Origin of the sequence: Escherichia sp. XD33 (assembly GCF_019375075.1) — a bacterium.
GTDB lineage: Bacteria > Pseudomonadota > Gammaproteobacteria > Enterobacterales > Enterobacteriaceae > Enterobacter > Enterobacter flexneri_A.
In genome coordinates, this window is record NZ_JAENDM010000018.1 from 25153 (window position 1) to 42545 (window position 17393).

At 55.5% G+C, this 17393-nt stretch carries 21 protein-coding genes; 19 read left to right on the forward strand and 2 right to left on the reverse strand.

All coding sequences use genetic code 11. From position 1 onward, the window contains the following. Positions 1-9 precede the first annotated feature (9 nt). The 13 genes from phnD to phnP all read left to right on the forward strand — a co-directional run bounded on the left by phnD (position 10) and on the right by phnP (position 10010). Positions 10-1026, forward strand: a complete 1017-nt coding sequence (gene phnD / locus K0778_RS12545; RefSeq protein WP_094163075.1) for a phosphonate ABC transporter substrate-binding protein — start codon at positions 10-12, stop codon at positions 1024-1026. A 105-nt stretch (positions 1027-1131) separates the two neighbouring features. After that, a complete protein-coding gene (phnE, locus tag K0778_RS12550) occupies positions 1132-1911 on the forward strand; it encodes a phosphonate ABC transporter, permease protein PhnE (protein WP_001193500.1) in 780 nt (259 codons plus the stop codon). Between the two features lie 20 nt (positions 1912-1931). Further along, a complete protein-coding gene (phnF, locus tag K0778_RS12555) occupies positions 1932-2657 on the forward strand; it encodes a phosphonate metabolism transcriptional regulator PhnF (RefSeq protein WP_001619061.1) in 726 nt (241 codons plus the stop codon). After that, positions 2658-3110, forward strand: a complete 453-nt coding sequence (gene phnG / locus K0778_RS12560) for a phosphonate C-P lyase system protein PhnG (RefSeq protein ID WP_000542785.1) — start codon at positions 2658-2660, stop codon at positions 3108-3110. Continuing rightward, positions 3107-3691, forward strand: a complete 585-nt coding sequence (gene phnH / locus K0778_RS12565) for a phosphonate C-P lyase system protein PhnH (protein WP_001619060.1) — start codon at positions 3107-3109, stop codon at positions 3689-3691. Before phnG ends, phnH begins: the two co-directional genes overlap by 4 nt. Further along, positions 3691-4755 carry an alpha-D-ribose 1-methylphosphonate 5-triphosphate synthase subunit PhnI gene (gene phnI / locus K0778_RS12570; protein ID WP_001300601.1) on the forward strand — a complete coding sequence of 355 codons (1065 nt, stop codon included), beginning with the start codon at positions 3691-3693 and terminating at the stop codon, positions 4753-4755. The genes phnH and phnI overlap by 1 nt, the downstream gene beginning before the upstream one ends. Further along, positions 4748-5593, forward strand: coding sequence for an alpha-D-ribose 1-methylphosphonate 5-phosphate C-P-lyase PhnJ (gene phnJ / locus K0778_RS12575; protein ID WP_000002303.1), 846 nt, complete (start codon positions 4748-4750; stop codon positions 5591-5593). Before phnI ends, phnJ begins: the two co-directional genes overlap by 8 nt. Beyond that, positions 5590-6348 carry a phosphonate C-P lyase system protein PhnK gene (phnK, locus tag K0778_RS12580; protein ID WP_001075514.1) on the forward strand — a complete coding sequence of 253 codons (759 nt, stop codon included), beginning with the start codon at positions 5590-5592 and terminating at the stop codon, positions 6346-6348. Before phnJ ends, phnK begins: the two co-directional genes overlap by 4 nt. A 110-nt stretch (positions 6349-6458) precedes the next feature. Then, on the forward strand, positions 6459-7139 hold the full coding sequence (gene phnL / locus K0778_RS12585) for a phosphonate C-P lyase system protein PhnL (RefSeq protein ID WP_063084649.1): 681 nt from the start codon (positions 6459-6461) through the stop codon (positions 7137-7139). Further along, positions 7136-8272 (forward strand): alpha-D-ribose 1-methylphosphonate 5-triphosphate diphosphatase, encoded by a 1137-nt coding sequence (gene phnM, locus K0778_RS12590; RefSeq protein WP_001619059.1) that lies wholly within the window; start codon positions 7136-7138, stop codon positions 8270-8272. The genes phnL and phnM overlap by 4 nt, the downstream gene beginning before the upstream one ends. Further along, a complete protein-coding gene (gene phnN / locus K0778_RS12595) occupies positions 8272-8829 on the forward strand; it encodes a ribose 1,5-bisphosphokinase (RefSeq protein ID WP_001619058.1) in 558 nt (185 codons plus the stop codon). The genes phnM and phnN overlap by 1 nt, the downstream gene beginning before the upstream one ends. Next, entirely contained in the window at positions 8816-9250 is a 435-nt protein-coding gene (gene phnO / locus K0778_RS12600) for an aminoalkylphosphonate N-acetyltransferase (RefSeq protein ID WP_001110490.1), read from the forward strand. Before phnN ends, phnO begins: the two co-directional genes overlap by 14 nt. 1 nt (position 9251) lies before the next feature. Further along, positions 9252-10010 carry a phosphonate metabolism protein PhnP gene (gene phnP / locus K0778_RS12605; protein WP_001619056.1) on the forward strand — a complete coding sequence of 253 codons (759 nt, stop codon included), beginning with the start codon at positions 9252-9254 and terminating at the stop codon, positions 10008-10010. Positions 10011-10052: 42 nt separating this feature from the next. Here the strand turns inward: phnP and yjdP are convergent, their stop codons facing one another. After that, positions 10053-10382, reverse strand: a complete 330-nt coding sequence (gene yjdP / locus K0778_RS12610) for a DDRRRQL repeat protein YjdP (RefSeq protein ID WP_000819746.1) — start codon at positions 10380-10382, stop codon at positions 10053-10055. Positions 10383-10450: 68 nt separating this feature from the next. After that, on the reverse strand, positions 10451-10900 hold the full coding sequence (gene rpiB, locus K0778_RS12615; RefSeq protein ID WP_000716794.1) for a bifunctional allose-6-phosphate isomerase/ribose-5-phosphate isomerase RpiB: 450 nt from the start codon (positions 10898-10900) through the stop codon (positions 10451-10453). A gap of 358 nt (positions 10901-11258) precedes the next feature. Here rpiB and alsR point away from each other — a divergent pair, with 358 nt between their 5' ends. The 6 genes from alsR (at position 11259) to alsK (ending at position 17380) form a co-directional block, all read left to right on the forward strand. After that, positions 11259-12149, forward strand: coding sequence for a D-allose utilization transcriptional regulator AlsR (alsR, locus tag K0778_RS12620; RefSeq protein WP_000083214.1), 891 nt, complete (start codon positions 11259-11261; stop codon positions 12147-12149). Positions 12150-12207: 58 nt separating this feature from the next. After that, positions 12208-13143 carry a D-allose transporter substrate-binding protein gene (gene alsB / locus K0778_RS12625; protein ID WP_001046187.1) on the forward strand — a complete coding sequence of 312 codons (936 nt, stop codon included), beginning with the start codon at positions 12208-12210 and terminating at the stop codon, positions 13141-13143. Positions 13144-13269: 126 nt separating this feature from the next. Beyond that, positions 13270-14802, forward strand: coding sequence for a D-allose ABC transporter ATP-binding protein AlsA (alsA, locus tag K0778_RS12630; RefSeq protein ID WP_000235257.1), 1533 nt, complete (start codon positions 13270-13272; stop codon positions 14800-14802). Continuing rightward, entirely contained in the window at positions 14781-15761 is a 981-nt protein-coding gene (gene alsC, locus K0778_RS12635; protein WP_000507106.1) for a D-allose ABC transporter permease, read from the forward strand. The genes alsA and alsC overlap by 22 nt, the downstream gene beginning before the upstream one ends. A 10-nt stretch (positions 15762-15771) precedes the next feature. After that, the gene (alsE, locus tag K0778_RS12640) at positions 15772-16467 is read left to right on the forward strand and encodes a D-allulose-6-phosphate 3-epimerase (RefSeq protein WP_001311314.1); all 696 of its coding nucleotides are present in this window, start codon (positions 15772-15774) and stop codon (positions 16465-16467) included. Next, complete coding sequence (gene alsK / locus K0778_RS12645) at positions 16451-17380, forward strand: allose kinase (protein ID WP_001171687.1); 930 nt, start codon at positions 16451-16453, stop codon at positions 17378-17380. Before alsE ends, alsK begins: the two co-directional genes overlap by 17 nt. Positions 17381-17393: the final 13 nt, after the last annotated feature.

Here is a 17393-nt window from a genome sequence, read left to right on the forward strand (position 1 = left end):
GGAAAACGAATGAACGCTAAGATAATTGCCTCGCTGGCCTTCACCAGCATGTTCAGCCTCAGCACCCTGTTAAGCCCGGCACACGCCGAAGAGCAGGAAAAGGCGCTGAATTTCGGCATTATTTCAACGGAATCACAGCAAAACCTGAAACCGCAATGGACGCCATTCTTACAGGATATGGAGAAGAAGCTGGGCGTGAAGGTGAACGCCTTCTTTGCCCCAGACTACGCAGGCATTATCCAGGGAATGCGCTTCAATAAAGTGGATATCGCCTGGTACGGCAACCTGTCGGCAATGGAAGCGGTGGAGCGCGCCAACGGCCAGGTCTTCGCTCAGACCGTCGCGGCGGACGGATCGCCGGGTTACTGGAGCGTGTTGATCGTCAACAAAGATAGTCCGATCAACAACCTGAACGATCTGCTGGCGAAGCGGAAAGATCTCACCTTCGGCAATGGCGATCCTAACTCCACCTCTGGCTTCCTCGTCCCCGGTTACTACGTCTTTGCCAAAAACAATATCTCCGCCAGCGACTTCAAGCGCACCGTCAACGCCGGGCATGAAACCAACGCGCTGGCCGTCGCCAACAAGCAGGTGGATGTTGCCACCAACAACACCGAAAACCTCGACAAGCTGAAAACCTCCGCGCCAGAGAAGCTGAAAGAACTGAAGGTGATCTGGAAGTCGCCGCTGATCCCAGGCGATCCGATCGTCTGGCGCAAGAATCTTTCCGAAACCACCAAAGACAAGATCTACGACTTCTTTATGAACTACGGCAAAACGCCGGAAGAAAAAGCGGTGCTGGAACGCCTGGGCTGGGCGCCATTCCGCGCTTCCAGCGACCTGCAACTGGTGCCGATTCGCCAGCTCGCGCTGTTTAAAGAGATGCAGGGCGTGAAAAGCAATAAAGGACTGAATGAGCAGGACAAGCTGGCAAAAACCACCGAGATTCAGGCGCAGCTGGATGACCTGGACCGCCTGAACAACGCGCTAAGCGCGATGAGTTCGGTGAGTAAAGCGGTGCAGTAAATCGTAGGTCGGATAAGACGCCCCGGCGTCGCATCCGACAATGTGCAGGCGTTGATGCCGGATGCGGTGCAAGCACCTTATCCGGCCTACAGACCGGAGCCAAACATGCAAACCATCACCATCGCCCCACCCAAGCGCAGCTGGTTCTCGCTTCTGAGCTGGGCCGTTGTTCTCGCCGTGCTGGTCGTCTCGTGGCAGGGCGCGGAAATGGCCCCGCTCACGCTGATTAAAGACGGCGGCAACATGGCAACCTTCGCTGCCGACTTCTTCCCGCCCGATTTCAGCCAGTGGCAGGATTACCTCACCGAAATGGCCGTCACGCTGCAAATCGCCGTCTGGGGCACCGCGCTGGCGGTGGTTCTCTCCATCCCCTTTGGCCTGATGAGCGCCGAAAACCTGGTGCCGTGGTGGGTTTACCAGCCCGTTCGCCGCCTGATGGACGCCTGCCGCGCCATTAACGAAATGGTCTTCGCCATGCTGTTCGTGGTCGCCGTCGGTCTCGGACCGTTCGCTGGCGTGCTGGCGCTATTTATCCACACCACCGGCGTGCTCTCCAAGCTGCTTTCCGAAGCGGTAGAAGCAATTGAACCTGGCCCGGTGGAAGGCATTCGCGCCACCGGTGCCAACAAGCTCGAAGAGATCCTCTACGGCGTGCTGCCGCAGGTGATGCCGCTGCTGATCTCCTACTCCCTCTATCGCTTCGAATCCAACGTCCGCTCGGCGACCGTCGTCGGCATGGTCGGCGCGGGCGGGATCGGCGTCACCCTGTGGGAAGCGATTCGCGGTTTCCAGTTCCAACAAACCTGCGCCCTGATGGTGCTTATCATCGTCACGGTCAGCCTGCTGGATTTCCTCTCTCAACGGTTGCGTAAGCACTTTATCTGATAAGCGAGGCATTGATATCTATGCACTTGTCTACACATCCGACCAGCTACCCAACACGCTATCAAGAGATAGCCGCAAAACTTGAGCAGGAGCTTCGTCAACACTACCGCTGCGGCGACTATCTTCCCGCCGAGCAGCAACTGGCAGCGCGCTTTGAGGTGAATCGCCACACCCTGCGCCGCGCCATCGACCAACTGGTGGAAAAAGGCTGGGTACAGCGCCGTCAGGGCGTCGGCGTGCTGGTGCTGATGCGCCCGTTCGATTACCCGCTCAACGCCCAGGCGCGTTTTAGCCAGAATCTGCTGGATCAGGGCAGCCATCCCACCAGCGAAAAACTGCTTTCGGTATTGCGCCCCGCGTCCGGCCACGTCGCTGACGCACTGGGGATTACCGAGGGGGAGAACGTCATCCACCTGCGCACCCTGCGTCGGGTCAACGGCGTCGCGCTCTGTTTAATCGACCACTACTTCGCGGACCTCACCCTCTGGCCGACGCTGCAACGCTTCGACAGCGGCTCGCTGCACGATTTTCTGCGCGAGCAAACCGGAATTGCGCTGCGCCGCAGCCAGACGCGGATCAGCGCCCGCCGCGCCCAGGCCAAAGAGTGCCAGCGTCTTGAAATCCCGAATATGTCGCCGCTGCTGTGCGTGCGCACCCTTAACCACCGTAACGGTGAAAGCAGCCCGGCGGAGTACTCCGTCAGCCTGACGCGCGCCGACATGATTGAATTCACTATGGAGCACTGAATGCACGCAGATACCGCGACCCGCCAGCACTGGATGTCCGTGCTGGCGCACAGCCAACCGGCTGAACTGGCAGCACGCCTGAACGCGCTAAACATCACCGCCGACTATGAGGTGATCCGCGCCGCTGAAACTGGCCTGGTACAGATTCAGGCGCGGATGGGCGGCACCGGCGAACGTTTTTTTGCCGGCGACGCCACGCTGACCCGCGCCGCCGTGCGCCTGACTGACGGCACGCTCGGCTACAGCTGGGTGCTGGGGCGTGATAAACAGCACGCCGAACGCTGCGCGCTGATTGACGCGCTGATGCAGCAATCTCGCCACTTTCAAAACTTATCAGAAACCCTTATTGCCCCGCTGGACGCTGACCGTATGGCACGCATTGCCGCACGCCAGGCCGAAGTGAACGCCAGCCGGGTCGACTTCTTTACGATGGTTCGCGGAGACAACGCATGACCCTGGAAACCGCTTTTATGCTTCCCGTGCAGGATGCCCAGCACAGTTTTCGTCGCCTGTTAAAGGCCATGAGCGAGCCGGGCGTGATTGTCGCCCTGCATCAGCTCAAACGCGGCTGGCAGCCGCTGAATATCGCCACCACCAGCGTGCTGCTGACGCTGGCCGATAACGACACGCCGGTGTGGCTTTCTACCCCATTAAATAACGATATCGTCAACCAGAGCCTGCGTTTTCATACCAACGCGCCGCTGGTCAGCCAGCCGGAACAGGCGACCTTCGCGGTGACGGATGAGGCGATTTCCAGCGAACAGCTCAACGCCCTTTCCACCGGCACCGCCGTTGCGCCGGAAGCGGGCGCGACGCTGATTTTACAGGTCGCCAGCCTGAGCGGCGGGCGCATGTTGCGTCTCACCGGCGCGGGTATTGCCGAAGAACGAATGATCGCTCCGCAGCTGCCGGAGTGCATTCTGCACGAACTCACCGAGCGCCCGCGCCCGTTCCCGCTCGGCATCGACCTGATCCTGACCTGCGGCGAACGCCTGCTGGCTATTCCGCGAACCACGCATGTGGAGGTGTGCTGATGTACGTTGCCGTAAAAGGGGGCGAAAAGGCGATCGACGCCGCCCACGCCCTGCAAGAGAGCCGACGCCGGGGCGATACCGATTTGCCTGAACTGAGCGTCGCCCAGATTGAACAGCAGCTTAACCTCGCGGTAGATCGCGTGATGACCGAAGGCGGCATTGCCGACCGCGAACTGGCGGCGCTGGCGCTGAAACAGGCCAGCGGCGATAACGTTGAAGCGATTTTCCTGCTGCGCGCCTACCGCACCACGTTGGCGAAGCTGGCGGTAAGCGAGCCGCTCGACACCACCGGGATGCGTCTCGAACGGCGTATTTCGGCGGTTTATAAAGACATTCCCGGCGGCCAGTTGCTTGGCCCTACCTACGACTACACCCATCGCCTGCTCGATTTCACCCTGTTGGCAAACGGTGAAGCACCAACGCTGACCACCGCCGACAGCGAACAACAGCCGTCGCCGCACGTTTTCAGCCTGCTGGCGCGTCAGGGGCTGGCGAAGTTTGAAGAGGATAGCGGCGCACAGCCGGATGACATCACCCGCACGCCGCCGGTTTACCCCTGCTCACGTTCTTCCCGTTTGCAGCAGTTGATGCGCGGCGACGAAGGCTATTTGCTGGCGCTGGCCTACTCCACCCAACGCGGTTACGGGCGCAACCACCCGTTCGCGGGCGAGATCCGCAGCGGCTATATCGACGTATCGATTGTGCCGGAAGAGCTGGGATTTGCGGTAAACGTCGGCGAACTGCTGATGACCGAGTGTGAAATGGTCAACGGTTTTATCGACCCGCCGGATGAGCCGCCGCACTTCACGCGCGGCTACGGGCTGGTATTCGGCATGAGCGAGCGCAAAGCGATGGCAATGGCGCTGGTTGACCGTGCGTTGCAAGCCCCGGAATACGGCGAGCACGCGACAGGCCCGGCGCAGGATGAAGAGTTCGTGCTGGCGCATGCCGACAACGTCGAAGCCGCAGGCTTTGTCTCGCACCTCAAACTCCCGCACTACGTCGATTTCCAGGCCGAACTGGAGCTACTCAAACGTCTGCAACAGGAGCAGAACCATGGCTAATCTGAGCGGCTACAACTTTGCCTACCTCGACGAGCAGACCAAACGCATGATCCGCCGCGCCATCTTAAAAGCGGTGGCTATCCCCGGTTATCAGGTGCCGTTTGGCGGGCGCGAGATGCCGATGCCATACGGCTGGGGAACCGGCGGCATACAGCTCACCGCCAGCGTGATTGGCGAAAGCGACGTGCTAAAGGTGATTGACCAGGGTGCGGATGACACCACCAACGCCGTGTCGATTCGCAACTTCTTTAAGCGCGTGACCGGGGTAAACACCACTGAACGTACGGACGATGCGACGGTTATCCAGACGCGTCACCGCATCCCCGAAACGCCGCTGACCGAAGATCAGATCATTATCTTCCAGGTGCCAATCCCGGAACCGCTGCGCTTTATCGAGCCGCGCGAAACGGAGACCCGCACTATGCACGCGCTGGAGGAGTACGGCGTGATGCAGGTGAAACTGTATGAAGATATCGCCCGCTTCGGTCATATCGCCACCACCTATGCTTATCCGGTGAAGGTGAACGGGCGCTACGTGATGGACCCGTCGCCGATCCCGAAATTCGATAACCCGAAAATGGACATGATGCCCGCCCTGCAGCTGTTCGGAGCAGGGCGCGAGAAGCGCATCTATGCGGTGCCGCCGTTTACCCGCGTGGAAAGTCTCGATTTCGACGATCACCCGTTCACCGTTCAGCAGTGGGATGAGCCATGCGCCATCTGCGGATCGACCCACAGCTATCTTGATGAAGTGGTGCTGGATGACGCCGGAAACCGCATGTTTGTCTGCTCCGATACCGATTATTGCCGCCAACAGAGCGAGGCAAAAAACCAATGAATCAACCGTTACTTTCGGTCAATAACCTGACCCACCTTTACGCGCCGGGCAAAGGCTTTAGCGATGTCTCTTTTGATTTATGGCCGGGGGAAGTGCTGGGCATTGTCGGGGAATCCGGCTCCGGGAAGACCACGCTGCTGAAGTCGATCTCCGCGCGCCTGACGCCGCAGCAGGGGGAAATTCACTACGAGAACCGTTCGCTGTATGCAATGAGCGAGGCCGACCGCCGTCGCCTGCTGCGTACCGAATGGGGCGTGGTGCATCAGCATCCACTCGACGGCCTGCGCCGCCAGGTGTCGGCAGGCGGCAATATCGGCGAGCGGCTGATGGCGACCGGGGCACGTCATTACGGCGATATTCGTGCCACCGCGCAGAAGTGGCTGGAAGAGGTGGAGATTCCCGCCAACCGGATCGACGACCTGCCGACCACCTTTTCCGGCGGTATGCAGCAGCGTTTGCAGATTGCCCGCAACCTGGTGACGCATCCGAAGCTGGTGTTTATGGATGAACCGACCGGCGGGCTGGATGTGTCGGTGCAGGCCCGCCTGCTCGACCTGCTGCGCGGCCTGGTGGTGGAGCTGAACCTCGCGGTGGTGATTGTCACCCATGATTTAGGCGTCGCCCGCCTGCTGGCGGACCGTTTGCTGGTGATGAAGCAGGGGCAAGTGGTGGAGAGTGGGTTAACCGACCGCGTGCTCGACGACCCGCATCATCCGTATACACAGCTGCTGGTGTCATCGGTTTTGCAGAATTGAGCCGGTGCCGGATGCGGCGTAAACGCCTTATCCGGCCTACAAATGCGCTCCCCGTAGGTCGGATAAGACGCGTCAGCGTCGCATCCGACACCCGAACCACGAGGCGAAAAATGATTAACGTACAAAACGTCAGTAAAACCTTCATCCTGCACCAGCAAAACGGCGTGCGCCTGCCCGTCCTCAATCGCGCCTCGCTCACCGTCAACGCGGGCGAATGCGTGGTGCTCCACGGCCATTCCGGCAGCGGCAAATCAACTCTGCTACGCTCGCTGTACGCCAACTATCTGCCCGACGAAGGTCAAATCCAGATCAAACACGGTGACGAGTGGGTAGACCTGGTCACCGCGCCAGCGCGCAAAGTGGTGGAAATCCGCAAAACCACCGTCGGCTGGGTGAGCCAGTTTCTGCGCGTCATCCCGCGTATCTCAGCACTGGAAGTGGTGATGCAGCCGCTGCTCGATACCGGCGTTCCGCATGAAGCCTGCGCCGCTAAAGCCGCGCGTCTTCTCACCCGCCTGAACGTGCCGGAACGCCTGTGGCACCTGGCACCATCGACATTTTCCGGTGGCGAACAGCAGCGCGTCAACATCGCCCGCGGCTTTATCGTCGACTACCCCATTCTGCTGCTTGACGAACCTACCGCCTCGCTGGACGCCAAAAACAGCGCCGCGGTGGTGGAACTGATTCGCGAAGCCAAAACCCGTGGCGCAGCCATCGTAGGCATCTTCCATGACGAAGCTGTACGTAATGACGTCGCCGACCGCCTGCACCCAATGGGAGCCTCTTCATGATTATCAATAACGTTAAGCTGGTGCTGGAAAACGAGGTGGTAAGCGGTTCGCTGGAGGTGCAGAACGGCGAAATCCGCGCCTTTGCCGAAAGCCAGAGCCGCCTGCCGGAGGCGATGGACGGCGAAGGCGGCTGGCTGCTGCCGGGGCTGATTGAGCTGCATACCGATAATCTGGATAAATTCTTCACCCCGCGCCCGAAAGTTGACTGGCCTGCCCACTCGGCGATGAGCAGCCACGACGCGCTGATGGTGGCGAGCGGCATCACCACCGTACTGGATGCCGTGGCAATTGGCGACGTGCGCGACGGCGGCGATCGGCTGGAGAATCTGGAGAAGATGATCAACGCCATCGAAGAGACGCAGAAACGCGGCGTCAACCGCGCCGAGCACCGTCTGCATCTGCGCTGCGAACTGCCGCATCACACCACGCTGCCGCTGTTTGAAAAACTGGTGCAGCGCGAGCCGGTGACGCTGGTGTCGCTGATGGACCACTCGCCGGGCCAGCGCCAGTTCGCCAACCGCGAGAAGTATCGCGAATATTATCAGGGCAAATACTCCCTCACTGATGCGCAGATGCAGCAGTACGAAGAAGAGCAACTGGCGCTCGCCGCACGCTGGTCGCAGCCGAATCGCGAATCCATCGCCGCCCTGTGCCGCGCGCGAAAAATTGCGCTTGCCAGCCACGATGACGCCACCCACGCCCACGTTGCTGAATCTCACCAGCTTGGCAGCGTGATCGCCGAATTTCCCACCACGTTCGAAGCGGCGGAAGCCTCGCGCAAGCATGGCATGAACGTGCTGATGGGCGCGCCGAATATTGTGCGCGGCGGTTCGCACTCCGGCAACGTGGCGGCCAGTGAACTGGCGCAGCTTGGCCTGCTGGATATACTCTCTTCCGACTACTACCCCGCCAGCCTGCTGGATGCGGCGTTCCGCGTCGCCGATGACCAGAGCAACCGCTTTACGCTGTCGCAGGCGGTGAAGCTGGTGACCAAAAATCCGGCGCAGGCGCTTAATCTTCAGGATCGCGGGGTGATTAGCGAGGGCAAACGCGCGGACCTGGTGCTGGCGCATCGCAAGGACAATCATATTCATATCGACCACGTCTGGCGTCAGGGTAAAAGGGTGTTCTGATGATGGGAAAACTGATTTGGTTAATGGGGCCGTCCGGCTCCGGGAAAGACAGCCTGCTGGCGGAAATCCGCCTGCGGGAACAAACTCAGTTACTGGTGGCGCATCGCTACATTACGCGCGACGCCAGCGCCGGAAGTGAAAACCATATCGCCCTGAGCGAGCAGGAGTTTTTTACCCGCGCGGGGCAAAATCTGTTGGCCTTAAGCTGGCACGCTAACGGTCTGTATTATGGCGTCGGCGTCGAGATTGATCTCTGGCTGCACGCCGGATTCGACGTGCTGGTCAACGGCTCACGCGCCCATCTGCCGCAGGCGCGGGCGCGCTATCAATCGGCGCTGCTGCCCATTTGCTTACAGGTTTCGCCGGAGATCCTGCGCCAGCGCCTCGAAAACCGTGGTCGTGAAAATGCCAGTGAAATTAACGCCCGCCTGGCGCGCGCCGCCCGCTATACTCCACAGGATTGCCATACGCTCAACAATGACGGCAGCCTGCGCCAGTCGGTCGACACGCTGCTGACGCTGATCCATCAGAAGGAGAAACACCATGCCTGCTTGTGAGCTTCGCCCGGCCACACAGTACGATACCGACGCGGTTTACGCGCTGATTTGTGAGCTAAAACAGGCGGAGTTTGACCACCATGCGTTTCGCGTGGGCTTTAACGCCAACCTGCGCGACCCAAACATGCGCTACCATCTGGCGCTACTGGATGGCGAAGTTGTCGGCATGATCGGCCTGCATTTGCAGTTTCATCTGCATCATGTCAACTGGATCGGCGAAATTCAGGAGTTGGTGGTGATGCCGCAGGCGCGCGGCCTGAACGTCGGTAGCAAGTTGCTGGCGTGGGCAGAAGAAGAAGCCCGCCAGGCCGGGGCCGAAATGACCGAGCTTTCGACCAACGTGAAGCGCCACGACGCGCACCGTTTCTATCTGCGAGAAGGCTACGAGCAGAGTCACTTCCGCTTCACGAAGGCGCTGTAACATGAGTCTGACCCTCACGCTCACCGGCACCGGCGGCGCACAGGGCGTTCCGGCATGGGGCTGCGAGTGCGCGGCCTGCGACCGAGCGCGGCGCTCACCGCAGTATCGCCGCCAGCCATGCAGCGGCGTAGTGAAGTTTAACGACGCAATCACCCTGATCGACGCCGGGCTGCACGATCTCGCCGATCGCTGGTCGCCCGGATCGTTCCAGCAGTTTTTGCTGACGCATTATCATATGGATCACGTCCAGGGGCTGTTTCCGCTGCGCTGGGGCGTTGGCGATCCGATCCCGGTTTACGGCCCGCCGGATGACCAGGGTTGCGACGATCTGTTTAAACATCCGGGCCTGCTTGATTTCAGCCACACAGTGGAACCGTTTGTGGTGTTTGATTTGCAGGGGTTGCAGGTCACGCCGCTGCCGCTTAACCACTCAAAACTGACCTTCGGTTATCTGCTGGAAACGGCACATAGCCGGGTGGCGTGGCTATCTGATACCGCTGGCCTGCCGGAAAAAACACAGAAATTTTTACTCAATAATCATCCGCAGGTGATGGTGATTGATTGCAGCCACCCGCCGCGCGAGGATGCGCCGCGTAATCACTGTGATTTAAATACCGTGCTTGCGCTGAATCAGGTTATCCGCTCGCCACGGGTGATTCTGACCCATATCAGCCACCAGTTTGATGCGTGGCTGATAGAAAACGCACTGCCGTCGGGGTTTGAGGCGGGGTTTGATGGGATGGAGATTGGGGTGGCGTGATGAGAGGGAATGTGCGCGCTGGCCCCCTCACCCTAGCCTACCTCACCGCCCATACTCATCTTCCATTCTCCGCTCTTCATCTTCTAGCTGCCGACGCTCCTGATCAAGCTGGCGCTGGCGATCGTCCAGCTGCCTGCGGCGATCTTCAAACTGGCGGCGGCGGTCGTCATATTGTCTGCGCCGATCGTCGCTCACTTCACGCTGCCAGCCGTCGTCGCGCGAATCTTCATAGTCTCGCCCACGGTCAGGGTTATAAGCGTCGTTAATCGCCTGCTGAATATTGCCAATGGTGTCGTCGATAATATCGGCCTGGGCCGGAACGGTGGACAGCGTGAGCAGGGTGAATAAAAGAAATAGCGGAAAGCGTTTCATTAGCCAACCTCAAAAAGAAACTCTATCCACATTAGTCATTACTCATCCATGCAAGTAGTGGATGAATCTCAATTTCTCCGCTGCTCTATTGCCGTAATCGCCTCCACGCGTTGTTGATGACGACCGCCTTCGTACTGTGCGCCCAGCCACGCATCCACAATCATTTTTGCCAGTTCGAGGCCAACCACTCGTGAACCAAAAGCCAGCACGTTGGTGTCGTTATGCTGCCGCGAAAGTTGCGCGGAATAAGGTTCGCTACAGACGACCGCGCGAATTCCGGCAAACTTGTTCGCCGCTATCGAAATACCGACGCCAGTACCACAAATCAAAATCCCGCCATCAACCTCTCCGCCAGCAACAGCCAGTGCGACTTGACTGGCGTAATGCGGATAATCAGTACGCTCTGACGACCAGGTTCCTTTATCAATCACTTCAACGCCACGCTCAACTAAATGTGCCACTATTTCATGTTTTAAAATGAAACCGACATGATCACAGCCAAATGCAATCTTTTTCATTCATCTTCCCCGTCCGTGCAAAACTTCACAATCAAAAAACATTTGTGATGTTAATGAATTAAAAACACCCAAAATCGATGAATTACGCCTTCCTGATCTGTTTTACAGAGTTACATCTGACAGCGCAATAGCGTTAAAGACACTCACCATCCAGCAACATCTATCATCTAAAAAACCAGAAAAACAAATAACATCATGTTTTTAAAGTGATTGAATGAAATAAAATTTTAAGCCACTCTCCATTGTTCACAACAAAACAAACTTTATAAATTTTATTTTTTTGTGAAGTCACCAGCATCTTTTCTGTTCTTGCTGTGGTGATATAGTGGCGTCTTCAATTCAAGGACAAGAGAACGTGATGAGCCAGTCAGAGTTTGATTCAGCGCTTCCGAACGGTATAGGGTTAGCGCCTTACCTGCGAATGAAGCAGGAAGGAATGACAGAAAATGAAAGCCGCATCGTGGAGTGGTTACTCAAACCCGGTAACCTGAGTTGTGCACCCGCAATTAAAGATGTCGCAGAAGCTCTGGCGGTATCTGAAGCGATGATAGTTAAGGTATCAAAGCTGCTGGGGTTTAGCGGCTTTCGTAACTTACGCAGTGCGCTGGAAGATTATTTTTCTCAGTCAGAACAGGTATTGCCTTCCGAGTTGGCTTTTGATGAAGCGCCGCAGGATGTGGTGAATAAGGTATTTAACATCACTTTACGCACCATTATGGAAGGTCAGTCGATCGTCAACGTTGATGAGATCCACCGTGCCGCTCGCTTTTTCTATCAGGCCAGACAGCGGGATTTGTACGGTGCCGGAGGATCAAATGCTATCTGTGCTGATATACAGCACAAGTTCTTGCGCATTGGCGTACGCTGTCAGGCCTATCCGGACGCTCACATCATGATGATGTCCGCTTCGTTGTTACAGGAAGGAGATGTTGTGCTGGTAGTGACCCATTCCGGGCGAACCAGTGATGTAAAAGCGGCCGTAGAACTGGCAAAAAAGAACGGGGCAAAGATTATTTGTATAACGCATAGCTACCATTCACCAATAGCGAAACTGGCCGATTATATTATTTGCTCACCAGCCCCGGAAACGCCGTTATTAGGTCGTAATGCCTCGGCAAGAATATTACAACTAACTTTGCTGGACGCTTTTTTTGTCTCTGTCGCACAGCTCAACATTGAACAAGCTAATATTAATATGCAAAAAACCGGCGCAATTGTTGATTTCTTCTCACCAGGCGCGCTGAAATAAGAAAAAGGTAATTCCGCCATCGCGGAGTTACCTATCCCCTTACCGTGAGAACATTATTATGAATAAATATCTGAAATATTTCAGCGGCACACTCGTGGGCTTAATGTTGTCAACCAGCGCTTTTGCTGCCGCCGAATATGCTGTCGTATTGAAAACACTCTCCAACCCATTTTGGGTAGATATGAAAAAAGGCATTGAAGATGAAGCAAAAACGCTGGGCGTCAGCGTTGATATTTTTGCCTCTCCTTCAGAAGGCGATTTTCAATCTCAATTGCAGTTATTTGAAGATCTCAGTAATAAAAATTACAAAGGTATCGCCTTCGCTCCATTATCCTCAGTGAATCTGGTCATGCCTGTCGCCCGCGCATGGAAAAAAGGCATTTATCTGGTTAATCTCGATGAAAAAATCGACATGGATAATCTGAAAAAAGCTGGCGGCAATGTGGAAGCTTTTGTCACCACCGATAACGTTGCTGTCGGGGCGAAAGGCGCGTCGTTCATTATTGACAAATTGGGCGCTGAAGGTGGTGAAGTCGCAATCATTGAGGGTAAAGCCGGTAACGCCTCCGGTGAAGCGCGTCGTAATGGTGCCACCGAAGCCTTCAAAAAAGCAAGCCAGATCAAGCTTGTCGCCAGCCAGCCTGCCGACTGGGACCGCATTAAAGCACTGGATGTCGCCACTAACGTGTTGCAACGTAATCCGAATATTAAAGCGATCTATTGCGCGAATGACACGATGGCAATGGGTGTTGCTCAGGCAGTCGCAAACGCCGGAAAAACGGGAAAAGTGCTGGTCGTCGGTACAGATGGCATTCCGGAAGCCCGCAAAATGGTGGAAGCCGGACAAATGACCGCGACGGTTGCCCAGAACCCGGCGGATATCGGCGCAACGGGTCTGAAGCTGATGGTTGACGCTGAGAAATCCGGCAAGGTTATCCCGCTGGATAAAGCACCGGAATTTAAACTGGTCGATTCAATCCTGGTCACTCAATAAAACTGAATGATGCCGGATGATGATGCTAATGAAGTGTCTTATCCGGCCAACAAAATAACCTGAACGTAGACCTGATAAATGTAGCCATCAGGCAATAATACGATATTTCGTGCAGAGAGGTTATTTATGGCCACGCCATATATATCGATGGCGGGGATCGGCAAGTCCTTTGGTCCGGTTCACGCATTAAAGTCGGTTAATTTAACGGTTTATCCTGGTGAAATACATGCATTACTAGGAGAAAATGGCGCGGGTAAATCCACGCTAATGAAAGTTTTATCCGGAATACATGAGCCGACCAAAGGCACCATTACCATTAATAACATTAGCTATAACAAGCTGGATCATAAATTAGCGGCACAACTCGGTATCGGGATTATTTATCAGGAACTCAGCGTTATTGATGAATTAACCGTACTGGAAAATTTATATATTGGTCGTCATCTGACGAAAAAAATCTGTGGCGTCAATATTATCGACTGGCGAGAAATGCGTGTCCGCGCCGCCATGATGTTATTACGCGTGGGCTTGAAAGTTGATCTAGATGAGAAAGTGGCGAATTTATCTATCAGCCACAAGCAGATGCTAGAAATTGCCAAAACGCTGATGCTCGATGCCAAAGTCATCATCATGGATGAACCCACCTCCTCACTCACCAATAAAGAGGTGGACTATCTGTTTCTGATCATGAATCAGTTGCGTAAAGAGGGTACGGCCATCGTCTATATCTCGCATAAGTTGGCGGAAATTCGCCGTATTTGCGACCGCTATACGGTGATGAAAGACGGCAGCAGCGTTTGCAGCGGCATAGTAAGCGATGTGTCAAATGACGATATCGTCCGTCTGATGGTAGGCCGCGAACTGCAAAACCGTTTTAACGCGATGAAGGAGAATGTCAGCAACCTTGCGCACGAAACGGTTTTTGAGGTGCGGAACGTCACCAGTCGTGACAGAAAAAAGGTCCGGGATATCTCATTTAGCGTCTGCCGGGGAGAAATATTAGGCTTTGCCGGACTGGTCGGTTCCGGACGTACTGAACTGATGAATTGTCTGTTTGGCGTGGATAAACGCGCTGGCGGAGAAATCCGTCTTAATGGCAAAGATATCTCTCCACGTTCACCCCTGGATGCCGTGAAAAAAGGGATGGCTTACATCACTGAAAGCCGCCGGGATAACGGTTTTTTCCCCAACTTTTCCATCGCTCAGAACATGGCGATCAGCCGCAGTCTGAAAGACGGCGGCTATAAAGGCGCGATGGGCTTGTTTCATGAAGTTGACGAGCAACGTACCGCTGAAAATCAACGCGAACTGCTGGCGCTGAAATGTCATTCGGTAAACCAGAATATCACCGAACTCTCCGGGGGAAATCAGCAGAAAGTCCTGATCTCCAAATGGCTGTGCTGTTGCCCGGAAGTGATTATTTTCGATGAACCTACCCGCGGCATCGACGTTGGCGCGAAAGCCGAAATTTACAAAGTGATGCGCCAACTGGCGGACGACGGAAAAGTCATCCTGATGGTGTCATCTGAACTACCTGAAATTATCACCGTCTGCGACCGCATCGCCGTGTTCTGCGAAGGACGACTGACGCAAATCCTGACGAATCGCGATGACATGAGCGAAGAGGAGATTATGGCATGGGCTTTACCACAAGAGTAAAAAGCGAAGCGAGCGAGAAGAAACCGTTCAACTTTGCGCTGTTCTGGGATAAATACGGCACCTTTTTTATCCTGGCGATCATCGTCGCCATCTTTGGTTCGCTGTCACCAGAATATTTTCTGACCACCAATAATATTACCCAGATTTTTGTTCAAAGCTCCGTGACGGTATTGATCGGCATGGGCGAGTTTTTCGCTATCCTGGTCGCTGGTATCGACCTCTCGGTTGGCGCGATTCTGGCGCTTTCCGGTATGGTGACCGCCAAACTGATGTTGGCAGGTGTTGACCCGTTTCTCGCAGCGATGATTGGCGGTGTACTGGTTGGCGGCGCACTGGGGGCGATCAACGGCTGCCTGGTCAACTGGACGGGGCTACACCCGTTCATCATCACCCTTGGCACCAACGCGATTTTCCGTGGGATCACGCTGGTGATCTCCGATGCCAACTCGGTATACGGCTTCTCATTTGACTTCGTGAACTTCTTTGCCGCCAGCGTAATTGGGATACCTGTCCCCGTTATCTTCTCACTAATTGTCGCGCTCATCCTTTGGTTTCTGACAACGCGTATGCGGCTCGGGCGCAACATCTACGCACTGGGCGGCAACAAAAATTCGGCGTTCTATTCCGGGATTGACGTGAAATTCCACATCCTGGTGGTGTTTATCATCTCCGGTGTTTGTGCAGGTCTGGCAGGCGTCGTCTCAACTGCACGACTCGGTGCCGCAGAACCGCTTGCCGGTATGGGTTTTGAAACCTATGCCATTGCCAGCGCCATCATTGGCGGCACCAGTTTCTTCGGCGGCAAGGGGCGCATTTTCTCTGTGGTGATTGGCGGGTTGATCATCGGCACCATCAACAACGGTCTGAATATTTTGCAGGTACAAACCTATTACCAACTGGTGGTGATGGGCGGATTAATTATCGCGGCTGTCGCCCTTGACCGTCTTATCAGTAAGTAAGGAATTGAACATGAAAATCTCCCCCTCGTTAATGTGTATGGATCTGCTGAAATTTAAAGAACAGATCGAATTTATCGACAGCCATGCCGATTACTTCCACATCGATATCATGGACGGTCACTTTGTCCCCAATCTGACACTCTCACCGTTCTTCGTAAGTCAGGTTAAAAAACTGGCAACTAAACCGCTCGACTGTCATCTGATGGTGACGCGGCCGCAGGATTACATTGCTCAACTGGCGCGTGCGGGAGCAGATTTCATCACTCTGCATCCGGAAACCATCAACGGCCAGGCGTTCCGCCTGATTGATGAAATCCGCCGTCATGACATGAAAGTGGGGCTGATCCTTAACCCGGAGACGCCAGTTGAGGCCATGAAATACTATATCCATAAGGCCGATAAAATTACGGTCATGACTGTCGATCCCGGCTTTGCCGGACAACCGTTCATTCCTGAAATGCTGGATAAACTTGCCGAACTGAAGGCATGGCGTGAACGAGAAGGTCTGGAGTACGAAATTGAGGTGGACGGTTCCTGCAACCAGGCAACTTACGAAAAACTGATGGCGGCAGGGGCGGATGTCTTTATCGTCGGCACTTCCGGCCTGTTTAATCATGCGGAAAATATCGACGAAGCATGGAGAATTATGACCGCGCAGATTCTGGCTGCAAAAAGCGAGGTACAGCCTCATGCAAAAACAGCATAACGTCGTAGCGGGCGTGGATATGGGGGCAACGCATATCCGCTTTTGTCTGCGGACAGCAGAAGGTGAAACGCTACACTGCGAAAAAAAGCGGACCGCAGAAGTCATTGCTCCCGGCCTGGTGTCGGGTATCGGCGAAATGATTGACGAGCAACTCAGGCGCTTTAACGCTCGCTGTCATGGTCTGGTGATGGGATTTCCGGCGCTGGTCAGTAAAGATAAACGCACCATTATTTCTACGCCTAACCTGCCGTTAACAGCGGCGGATTTATATGATCTCGCCGATAAGCTCGAAAATACGCTGAATTGTCCGGTTGAGTTTTCCCGCGACGTTAACCTGCAACTCTCCTGGGACGTAGTAGAAAACCGCCTTACGCAACAACTGGTTCTGGCGGCCTATCTCGGTACGGGGATGGGGTTCGCAGTGTGGATGAACGGTGCGCCGTGGACGGGTGCACACGGTGTGGCAGGCGAACTGGGTCATATCCCCCTGGGAGATATGACCCAACACTGCGCGTGTGGCAATCCTGGGTGCCTGGAAACCAATTGCTCTGGAATGGCGCTAAGACGCTGGTACGAACAACAGCCCCGAAATTACCCATTGCGCGATCTTTTCGTCCATGCGGAAAACGCCCCTTTCGTCCAGAGTCTGCTTGAAAACGCGGCACGGGCCATTGCCACCAGCATTAATCTGTTCGATCCCGATGCGGTGATCCTGGGCGGTGGCGTGATGGATATGCCCGCCTTCCCACGCGAGACTCTCGTTGCCATGACCCAAAAGTACCTGCGCCGTCCACTGCCGCATCAGGTCGTGCGCTTTATTGCCGCCTCATCTTCTGACTTTAATGGCGCTCAGGGTGCAGCAATATTGGCGCATCAACGTTTTTTGCCACAGTTCTGTGCTAAAGCCCCATGAGTAAAACGTTGGC

Excerpts from the sequence above, each read along its gene's own strand:
- yjdP (WP_000819746.1), bottom strand. The coding sequence starts at position 10,382 with ATGAAACGCTTTCCGCTATTTCTTTTATTCACCCTGCTCACGCTGTCC.
- phnF (WP_001619061.1), top strand. The coding sequence starts at position 1,932 with ATGCACTTGTCTACACATCCGACCAGCTACCCAACACGCTATCAAGAG.
- phnE (WP_001193500.1), top strand. The coding sequence starts at position 1,132 with ATGCAAACCATCACCATCGCCCCACCCAAGCGCAGCTGGTTCTCGCTT.
- phnK (WP_001075514.1), top strand. The coding sequence starts at position 5,590 with ATGAATCAACCGTTACTTTCGGTCAATAACCTGACCCACCTTTACGCG.
- phnI (WP_001300601.1), top strand. The coding sequence starts at position 3,691 with ATGTACGTTGCCGTAAAAGGGGGCGAAAAGGCGATCGACGCCGCCCAC.
- phnD (WP_094163075.1), top strand. The coding sequence starts at position 10 with ATGAACGCTAAGATAATTGCCTCGCTGGCCTTCACCAGCATGTTCAGC.
- phnM (WP_001619059.1), top strand. The coding sequence starts at position 7,136 with ATGATTATCAATAACGTTAAGCTGGTGCTGGAAAACGAGGTGGTAAGC.
- alsR (WP_000083214.1), top strand. The coding sequence starts at position 11,259 with ATGAGCCAGTCAGAGTTTGATTCAGCGCTTCCGAACGGTATAGGGTTA.
- phnL (WP_063084649.1), top strand. The coding sequence starts at position 6,459 with ATGATTAACGTACAAAACGTCAGTAAAACCTTCATCCTGCACCAGCAA.
- phnH (WP_001619060.1), top strand. The coding sequence starts at position 3,107 with ATGACCCTGGAAACCGCTTTTATGCTTCCCGTGCAGGATGCCCAGCAC.
- phnJ (WP_000002303.1), top strand. The coding sequence starts at position 4,748 with ATGGCTAATCTGAGCGGCTACAACTTTGCCTACCTCGACGAGCAGACC.
- alsK (WP_001171687.1), top strand. The coding sequence starts at position 16,451 with ATGCAAAAACAGCATAACGTCGTAGCGGGCGTGGATATGGGGGCAACG.
- alsB (WP_001046187.1), top strand. The coding sequence starts at position 12,208 with ATGAATAAATATCTGAAATATTTCAGCGGCACACTCGTGGGCTTAATG.
- alsC (WP_000507106.1), top strand. The coding sequence starts at position 14,781 with ATGGGCTTTACCACAAGAGTAAAAAGCGAAGCGAGCGAGAAGAAACCG.
- rpiB (WP_000716794.1), bottom strand. The coding sequence starts at position 10,900 with ATGAAAAAGATTGCATTTGGCTGTGATCATGTCGGTTTCATTTTAAAA.
- phnO (WP_001110490.1), top strand. The coding sequence starts at position 8,816 with ATGCCTGCTTGTGAGCTTCGCCCGGCCACACAGTACGATACCGACGCG.
- alsA (WP_000235257.1), top strand. The coding sequence starts at position 13,270 with ATGGCCACGCCATATATATCGATGGCGGGGATCGGCAAGTCCTTTGGT.
- phnN (WP_001619058.1), top strand. The coding sequence starts at position 8,272 with ATGATGGGAAAACTGATTTGGTTAATGGGGCCGTCCGGCTCCGGGAAA.
- phnP (WP_001619056.1), top strand. The coding sequence starts at position 9,252 with ATGAGTCTGACCCTCACGCTCACCGGCACCGGCGGCGCACAGGGCGTT.
- alsE (WP_001311314.1), top strand. The coding sequence starts at position 15,772 with ATGAAAATCTCCCCCTCGTTAATGTGTATGGATCTGCTGAAATTTAAA.
- phnG (WP_000542785.1), top strand. The coding sequence starts at position 2,658 with ATGCACGCAGATACCGCGACCCGCCAGCACTGGATGTCCGTGCTGGCG.